Below are 8,198 nucleotides of genomic sequence, written 5' to 3' on the forward strand. Positions count from 1 at the left end.
GAGCGTGCCTTCCTGAATGACAAGCTGGACCTCGCGCAGGCTGAGGCGATTGCCGACCTGATTGATGCCAGCTCCGAACAGGCTGCCCGTTCCGCACTGAACTCACTGCAGGGCGCGTTTTCGCTGCGGGTTAATCATCTTGTGGAAGCACTTACTCACCTGCGAATCTATGTAGAGGCTGCGATCGACTTCCCGGATGAGGAAATAGACTTCCTGTCAGACGGTAAAATCGAAGCCCAGCTGGAGCAGGTCATTGCCGATCTCGATGGCGTGCGTGCTGAAGCGCGTCAGGGAAGCCTGCTGCGTGAAGGGATGAAAGTGGTGATTGCCGGTCGCCCAAATGCGGGTAAATCCAGCCTGCTGAATGCGCTGGCTGGCCGTGAAGCGGCGATTGTGACCGATATTGCCGGAACCACGCGTGACGTGCTGCGTGAGCATATTCATATTGATGGGATGCCGCTGCATATTATTGATACCGCAGGACTCCGCGAAGCCAGCGACGAAGTTGAGCGCATCGGCATCGAACGTGCGTGGAATGAGATCGAACAGGCAGACCGCGTGCTGTTTATGGTCGATGGCACGACGACCGGCGCTACCGAACCCGCAGAGATCTGGCCGGACTTTATTGCCCGCCTGCCGGCCACGCTGCCGATCACCGTGGTGCGTAATAAAGCCGATGTCACAGGCGAGGTGCAGGGTTTAACCGAAGTGAATGGCCACTCACTTATTCGCCTTTCAGCCAGAACGGGCGATGGCATTGACGTGCTGCGCAACCATCTGAAAGAGAGCATGGGCTTCTCAGGCAATATGGAAGGCGGTTTCCTGGCACGTCGTCGTCATCTGCAGGCGCTGGAGTTAGCGTCTACTCACTTACTTCAGGGAAGAGAGCAGCTGCTGGGCGCGCGTGCTGGCGAACTGCTGGCAGAAGAGTTGAGAGTGGCTCAACAGGCGTTAAGTGAAATCACCGGTGAGTTTACCTCCGATGATTTACTGGGGCGTATTTTCTCAAGCTTCTGCATCGGCAAATGATTCGGAGGGGAAACTAAGGTTTCCCCTCTTTTTTTACAGCTGAACAACCCGATCGGTACAGCGTCTTCACGGAAAGGCTGGTGCGACCTGAAACATGATCTTTATCTGAAAGTCTTCACTTACAAGTAAAGAAAGGTGATATTTGCTAAGAAAATTCTTACAATAGCAACGATGATTTTCCGACCATTTTCACGGAGCGACAGATGGCCAGTCATTTTGCACGCCGAACCCTTATCCAGGGATCCCCTTCGGTACAGCGACTCTCACAAAACCTGATTAATTTCTCCAGCACGTTGGCTGAAAAGCGCCGTGTCCGCTTTCTGGCGGCCCGATCGCTGCTGGCTGACCTGATGCTGCGCGTTTATGGCCTCTCTCAGCTTCCTGAGATGACTCACAGTCCTTGTGGCCGCCCACGTTTTGCCGACCCCGATCTCCCTGATTTTAGCCTGGCTTACGCGGGGAACATCATTGGCGTATTGCTGGCGGAGGAAGGCGGTCGGGCAGGCCTGGGGATTGAGATCGTTCGCGCGCACAGCAGACAAACGCAAGAGCAGTATCTGCAAGGCCTTTCCTCAGGTGAACGCGCGTGGATCAATGCTCAAAACGACCCCAGTGAAGCCGTTATTCAACTTTGGACACTGCGTAAAAGCCTGAAGAAGCTGACCGACAGGCAAGAAGGCAGCAGCGAATCATTGCGGCTGCATCCTGCCTCGGGCCGTTTACGATCGCTGGAATTTCCAGATATTCAGGCCGTTTCCGATGTAGAACCCTTAATGATCTGGTCCTGTGCGTTATCGCCAGGTAGTGAACGTCTGCATCTTTGGGAGTCTGACGAAGCGCAGAGCTGGACCCGATTACAGGACATTCAGGTAAACAGACCCGCGCTGGGCCAACGCATGCTGCGCCTGACCAGTATGCCGACAGAGAGAGTGTTTCAGGGGTAATCAGACCGGGAAGCTGGGCGAGCGCCCTCTTCTGGTAAAGCAAAAGGCCAGCCGAAGCTGGCCTGCTTAACGCCGTTAGTGCGCGTCGATAAAGACGATTTTCAACACAAACAGCAGCGCTACAACCACCACGCATGGGCTGATTTCACGCCAGCGGCCGGTGCCCAACTTCATCACACAGTAAGAGATAAAGCCTAAGGCAATCCCTTCGGTAATGGAGAAGCTGAAGGGCATCATCACGGCGGTAACAAAAGCCGGAACGGCCTCAGTCAGATCATCCCACTTCACGCGCGCCAGGCTCGAGCTCATCAGCACGCCAACATAAATCAGCGCACCAGCAGCCGCATAGGCTGGAACCATCCCGGCCAGCGGTGACAGGAACATCACCAGCAGGAACAGGATGCCGGTTACCACAGCCATCAACCCGGTACGTCCACCGATAGACACGCCGGATGAGCTTTCAATATAAGCGGTAACAGAAGACGTCCCGATATAAGAGCCAGCCACCGAGCTGATGCTGTCCACAAACAGCGCCTGCTTCATGCGCGGGAAAGTCCCTTTCTCATCGGTCAGACCAGCTTTGTCCGTTACACCAATCAGCGTACCGGAGGAGTCGAACAGGTTTACCAGCATAAAGGAGAAGATGATGCCAGCCATGCCCACATTCAGCGATCCAGCCAGGTCAACCTGACCGACAATAGAGGTAATGCCAGTTGGCGCTGAGAACACGCCGCCGTATTGCACATCACCAATCGCCAGGCCAATCAGCGTTGTCACCACAATCGAGACCAGCACCGCGATATGGATATTGCGGGAAGCCAGGATCGCGATGATGAAGAAGCCCAACGCTCCCAGCAGCACGCTGTGTGAGGTCAGGTTGCCTACAGCCACCAGCGTATCTTTGTTTGAGACGATAATGCCGGCATTTTTCAGGCCGATCATCGCAATAAACAGACCGATACCTGCGGTGATCCCCACGCGTAAGCTGGTTGGAATGTTAGCAATCATCCAGTAGCGCACACGGAAAATGGTCAGCAGCAGCAGGCCAACAGCGCCCCAGAAGATTGCGCCCATGCCCACCTGCCAGGAGATGCCCATCGCGCCGACTACCACGAAAGCAAAGAAGGCATTCAGGCCCATTGCCGGCGCCAGTGCCACAGGCAAGTTCGCTACCAGGCCCATCAGGATGCTGCCGAACGCGGCAATCAGGCAGGTGGTTACAAACACCGCCTGGGTGTTCATGCCGGCCACACCAAGGATCTGTGGGTTCACAAAGACGATATACACCATCGTCAGGAATGTGGTGAAACCTGCAATCACTTCAGTACGTACTGTCGTACCGTGTTCCTGCAGTTTAAAGATCCGCTGTAGTAGGCCTGGATTAGTCATTATGTGATTCCAAAACGGAGAAAAGTTGTCGACGGCTATCCTAACCTAAAATTTTAATTTTGGGAGCTTACCAGCAGGTTTTTTCGCAACCGGTTGCGCCGTGTTTTGCAGACGTTCACAACCACTAACCGGAATTGACATTTCTCAGTCGCAATTCACACGCAGGTAAGTCAAAGTGGAGAGACCGAAAATAACTCAGGGAGACACCGATGACTGTTGGCTGTGTATTTTTTGATTGCGACGGAACACTGGTGGACAGTGAACGGCTTTGTACCCAGGCCTACGTGAATACCTTCGCGCAGTTTGGGGGCGACCTTTCACTGCAAGAGATGTTTGAAAAGTACAAAGGCGTAAAGCTGTACGACATTATTGCCGAGGTTTGCGCTGAACATCATCTCAGCGTGAGCAAAGAAGAGTTCGAACCAGCTTATCGTAAGGAAGTGGCAAGGCTGTTCGATCTCGAGTTGAAGCCCATCGCTGGCGCTAAAGCGCTGCTTGAGCAGATAACCGTGCCGATGTGCGTAGTTTCCAACGGGACAGTGCCAAAAATGCAGCACTCGCTGGGGCTGACAGAGATGCTGCCGTGGTTTACCGATCGGCTCTACAGCGGCTATGACATCTCCAGTTGGAAGCCGGACCCTGATTTGATGTACCACGCCGCCCGGGAGATGAACATTCCTGTTGAGCAGTGCATTCTGATTGATGACTCTGAAGCGGGGGCGAAAGCCGGTATTGCGGCAGGAATTCCAGTCTTTTACTTCTGCGCGGATGCGCACAACAAGCCACTCGACCACCCATTAGTTACCCCCTTTACCGAGATGGCAGAACTGCCCGCGCTGTGGCGTGCAAAGGGATGGGAGATCACTCGTTAATTTTACCGCGATGAAGGGGCGAGTTTCTTCGCCCCTCACGTAGGGAAAGCTTAGCCAATCGCACCCAGCGAATCCTCAGTGCCCTGCTTTTTAGGCAGCAGGAATAAGGTGGCGAAGATATCCAGCAGGTAAATCAGCGCCAGCAGGGTGATCGCGGCGGTAAACGACAGGTGGATCACCAGCAAACCAATCACCAGTGGACCAAAACCGCCCACGCCTCTGCCGAGGTTGAACAACACATTCTGCGCCGTTGCCCGCACCTTCGCTGGGTAGGTGTCGGATATCAACGCCCCGTAACCCCCAATCATCCCGTTGACAAACATCCCCATAACCGCACCGGTAAACAGCATCACGGTCGGATCGCGCAGCTGCGCATAAACGATCACCATAATGACCGCGCCAACCTGATAAAGCAGGAAAATTTTCCAGCGGGCGAAGCGGTCCGCCAGCACGCCGAACAGCCAGATGCCGAACGTCATACCGATCACCGTCACCGCCGTCCACAGGCCTGATTTGGTCAGCGAGAAACCAAAATTGCTGGAAAGGTAGCTTGGCATCCAGATCATCAGGCCGTAATAACCAAAGTTCTGCACTGAACACAAAATGAAAATGCCCAGGCTGGCTTTGGCAGTAGCGCGGTCTTTTACCAACAGTTTGAGGCGGGCTGAAAAGGAAAGCCCCTGGTTTACATCCACATGTTGGGTAAAACCAGCCGGTTCTCCCATGCCACGCCGGATAATAAAGGAGGCCAAAGCAGGCAGTAACCCCACAAGGAACATGCCACGCCAGCCAATATAGCCGAGCAGGAAAGGGGTGATAAAGGCCGCCAGTAATACGCCAAGCTGCCAGCCGATACCGACCCAGGCCGAAGCACGATTACGTTTATTGGCAGGCCAGGCTTCAGCAATCAGCGCCATGCCAATCCCGAACTCTCCACCCAGCCCTACGCCAGCTAACGTACGATAGGCCAACAGATCCCAATACCCCTGCGCTACCGCACACAGACCGGTAAAGACCGAGAACATCAGAATGGTGTAGGTCAGCACGCGAATGCGCCCAAAACGATCGCTCAGATGGCCAAAAATAATGCCACCCAGCACCGCACCAATCAGCGTCCAGGTGACCAGCGATCCAGCCTGCGAGGGGCTTAGAGCCAGTGAAAGCGAGATGGCGGGCAGCATAAAGCCCAGAATCAGCAGATCGAAGCCGTCCATTGCATAGCCGCTGATGGCTGCCAGCATGGCTTTGCCAGGAGTAGCGCCCTTCTGAGGCGTCTTTAATGTCATGAGTGTTCCCTGCCAGAAATAAAGTGCGGCAAGTATAAGTAGGCAGGCGGTCACATTCCAGACGAAAAGCGCAGGCAGGAGAATAACCGGCCGGGCGAACCCGGCCGGTAAGGAAGATCAGGTAGGAGAGTTTTTGCCTTCGTCGTCGCCGGTTAACAGCTTATCAAGCTCGTCACCGCCAACGTGGCGGAAATCCTGCCCTTTAACGAAGTAAAAGATGATTTCGCAGATATTCTGGCAACGATCGCCGATACGTTCGATGGCACGGGCGCAGAACAAGGCCGTCAGCACGCTTGGAATGGTGCGCGGATCTTCCATCATATAGGTCATCAGCTGACGGACGATGCCCTCATACTCCTGATCGACTTTCTTATCTTCGCGATAAATCTCAATAGCCGCGCCCAGATCCATACGCGCGAATGCATCCAGCACATCGTGCAGCATCTGAATGGTGTGGTGGCCCAACGACTCCAGGCTAACCAACAGCGGCTTATGATGTTGACCAAACTTCTCCAGCGCTGTCCGGCTAATCTTCTCGGCGACATCACCAATACGTTCCAGTTCGGAGATGGTTTTGATGATCGCCATCACCAGACGCAGATCGCTGGCGGTTGGCTGACGTTTGGCGATGATGCGCACACAGGCTTCATCAATCGACACTTCCATCATGTTGACCTTCTGGTCACCATCAATGACCTGCTTCGCCAGTTCACCATCCTGGTTGTGCATCGCTTTGATGGCATCCATCAACTGCTGCTCAACCATGCCGCCCATGGTCATGACCTGGGTACGGATATGCTCCAGCTCGGCGTTAAACTGCCCGGAGATATGTTTATTCAGATTCAGGTTATCCATCGTACTCTCCAGTCAACTCAACCGTAACGGCCGGTAATGTAGTCTTCAGTTTGTTTCTGATGCGGCTTAGTGAACAGCGTGTCAGTATCGCTGAATTCAATCAGTTCGCCCAGATACATAAAGGCCGTGTGGTCGGAACAACGTGCAGCCTGCTGCATGTTGTGCGTCACAATAACCACGGTGTAATCCTGCTTCAGTTCGGTGATCAGCTCTTCAATACGGCCGGTAGAGATCGGGTCCAGTGCTGAGCAAGGCTCATCAAGCAGCAGAACTTCCGGACGAATGGCAATGCCTCGAGCGATACACAAACGCTGTTGCTGACCACCAGAAAGGCTGTAACCGCTCTGATGAAGCTTGTCTTTGGTCTCTGTCCACAGCGCGGCCTTGGTTAACGCCCACTGTACGCGCTCATCCATATCCGCGCGTGAAAGTTTTTCGAACAGACGCACGCCGAAAGCGATGTTGTCATAAATCGACATTGGGAACGGTGTTGGCTTCTGGAACACCATCCCAACGCGAGCACGCAGCAAAGCGATGTCCTGGCTGGCGGTCAGAATGTTTTCGCCATCAAGCATGATCTCGCCTTCCGCCCGCTGGTCAGGGTAAAGGGAGAACATCTTGTTAAAAGTCCGCAGCAGGGTGGATTTGCCACAGCCTGACGGGCCGATAAACGCCGTTACCTGGTTTTTAGCGATATCCAGATTGATGTTTTTCAGCGCATGAAATTTCCCGTAGTAGAAGTTCAAATCACGAACCTGAATCATCTTACTTGAGGTGTTGTCAGCCATTCTCTTTCTCGCTTATTCGCGCCGCCGTAGCCGCGCTTAGTAATTAATGTTTGCTCTTGGCAAAAACTACGCGCGCCAGGATATTCAGCAACAGCACGCAGACAGTAATCAGCAGCACGCCCGCCCAGGCCAGACTCTGCCATTCGGCAAACGGGCTCATGGCAAATTTAAAGATGGTCACCGGCAGGTTAGCCAGCGGCTGCATCATGTCAGTACTCCAGAACTGGTTGGAGAGTGACGTGAACAGCAGGGGAGCCGTTTCGCCAGCAATACGGGCAATCGCTAACAACACGCCGGTCAGAATGCCGGACACGGAGGCTTTCAGCGTTATCGCGGAGATCATCTTCCACTTCGGCGTACCCAGCGCATAAGCCGCTTCACGCAGGCTGTCCGGCACCAGTTTCAGCATGTTTTCCGTGGTACGGATAACAATCGGGATTTGCAGCAGTGCCAGCGCAACCACGCCAGCCCAGCCGGAAAAGTGCTGCATCTTGGCCACAACCAGCGTGTAAACAAACAGACCGACCACAATCGAAGGGGCAGACAGGAGGATGTCGTTAATGAAACGAATCACCTCAGCCAGCCAGGATTTGCGGCCGTACTCTGCCAGGTAAACACCGGCCATAATGCCCAGCGGCGTGCCGATCACGGTTGACCATAAGATCAACAGCCCACTCCCCGCGATGGCGTTAGCCAGACCCCCACCAGCCGTATTCGGCGGCGGGGTATTCTCAGTAAACAGCGACAGCGTCATGCCATCGACACCACGGGTGACGGTAGCAAACAGGATCCACACCAGCCAGAACAGGCCAAAGACCATGGTCAGCATCGACAAAGCCAGCGCGATGCGGTTCTTCATCCGACGCCATGCCTGCATCTTGCGGCGTGACGCTTCCAGCTCAGCGCGAGACTGCAATTCCATCGTGGTCATGAGCGCGCTCCTTCACTTTTCGCCAGGCGCAAAATCATGAATTTTGAGCAGGCAAGGACGATAAAGGTAATCACAAACAGGATCAGGCCCAGCTCCATCAGGGC

General features: G+C 54.3%; 8 protein-coding genes and 1 pseudogene. 3 read left to right on the plus strand and 6 right to left on the minus strand.

Annotated elements, in window-relative coordinates:
- The coding region (locus tag WCC56_RS19160) for a tRNA modification GTPase (protein ID WP_424693911.1) at nt 1–1,029 on the plus strand (1,029 nt) is incomplete at its 5' end.
- 203 nt (nt 1,030–1,232) lie between these two features.
- Nucleotides 1,233–1,973, plus strand: coding sequence for a 4'-phosphopantetheinyl transferase family protein (locus tag WCC56_RS19165; RefSeq protein ID WP_424693912.1), 741 nt, complete (start codon nt 1,233–1,235; stop codon nt 1,971–1,973).
- A 75-nt stretch (nt 1,974–2,048) separates the two neighbouring features.
- Here the strand turns inward: WCC56_RS19165 and WCC56_RS19170 are convergent, their stop codons facing one another.
- Nucleotides 2,049–3,362: an NCS2 family permease gene (locus WCC56_RS19170; RefSeq protein WP_424693913.1), complete on the minus strand. Its 1,314-nt coding sequence runs from the start codon at nt 3,360–3,362 to the stop codon at nt 2,049–2,051.
- A 209-nt stretch (nt 3,363–3,571) separates the two neighbouring features.
- Here WCC56_RS19170 and yieH point away from each other — a divergent pair, with 209 nt between their 5' ends.
- Complete coding sequence (yieH, locus tag WCC56_RS19175) at nt 3,572–4,234, plus strand: 6-phosphogluconate phosphatase (protein ID WP_424693914.1); 663 nt, start codon at nt 3,572–3,574, stop codon at nt 4,232–4,234.
- A 50-nt stretch (nt 4,235–4,284) separates the two neighbouring features.
- Here the strand turns inward: yieH and WCC56_RS19180 are convergent, their stop codons facing one another.
- The 5 genes and pseudogenes from WCC56_RS19180 to WCC56_RS19200 all read right to left on the minus strand — a co-directional run.
- Nucleotides 4,285–5,520, minus strand: coding sequence for an MFS transporter (locus tag WCC56_RS19180; protein ID WP_424693915.1), 1,236 nt, complete (start codon nt 5,518–5,520; stop codon nt 4,285–4,287).
- A 117-nt stretch (nt 5,521–5,637) separates the two neighbouring features.
- Entirely contained in the window at nt 5,638–6,375 is a 738-nt protein-coding gene (gene phoU / locus WCC56_RS19185) for a phosphate signaling complex protein PhoU (protein ID WP_424693916.1), read from the minus strand.
- A 17-nt stretch (nt 6,376–6,392) separates the two neighbouring features.
- Nucleotides 6,393–7,163, minus strand: coding sequence for a phosphate ABC transporter ATP-binding protein PstB (pstB, locus tag WCC56_RS19190; protein WP_424693917.1), 771 nt, complete (start codon nt 7,161–7,163; stop codon nt 6,393–6,395).
- A gap of 43 nt (nt 7,164–7,206) precedes the next feature.
- Complete coding sequence (gene pstA / locus WCC56_RS19195) at nt 7,207–8,094, minus strand: phosphate ABC transporter permease PstA (RefSeq protein WP_424693918.1); 888 nt, start codon at nt 8,092–8,094, stop codon at nt 7,207–7,209.
- Nucleotides 8,091–8,198, minus strand: a pseudogene (locus WCC56_RS19200) (phosphate starvation-inducible protein PhoH); the annotation flags it as partial. The pseudogene WCC56_RS19200 and the gene pstA, both read right to left, overlap by 4 nt.

This window comes from Erwinia sp., assembly GCF_049696395.1.
GTDB lineage: Bacteria > Pseudomonadota > Gammaproteobacteria > Enterobacterales > Enterobacteriaceae > Erwinia.

What these genes read in the sequence shown, in the direction of transcription:
- phoU (WP_424693916.1), bottom strand. Translation starts at nt 6,375, where the DNA reads ATGGATAACCTGAATCTGAATAAACATATCTCCGGGCAGTTTAACGCC.
- WCC56_RS19180 (WP_424693915.1), bottom strand. Translation starts at nt 5,520, where the DNA reads ATGACATTAAAGACGCCTCAGAAGGGCGCTACTCCTGGCAAAGCCATG.
- WCC56_RS19165 (WP_424693912.1), top strand. Translation starts at nt 1,233, where the DNA reads ATGGCCAGTCATTTTGCACGCCGAACCCTTATCCAGGGATCCCCTTCG.
- pstB (WP_424693917.1), bottom strand. Translation starts at nt 7,163, where the DNA reads ATGGCTGACAACACCTCAAGTAAGATGATTCAGGTTCGTGATTTGAAC.
- yieH (WP_424693914.1), top strand. Translation starts at nt 3,572, where the DNA reads ATGACTGTTGGCTGTGTATTTTTTGATTGCGACGGAACACTGGTGGAC.
- pstA (WP_424693918.1), bottom strand. Translation starts at nt 8,094, where the DNA reads ATGACCACGATGGAATTGCAGTCTCGCGCTGAGCTGGAAGCGTCACGC.
- WCC56_RS19170 (WP_424693913.1), bottom strand. Translation starts at nt 3,362, where the DNA reads ATGACTAATCCAGGCCTACTACAGCGGATCTTTAAACTGCAGGAACAC.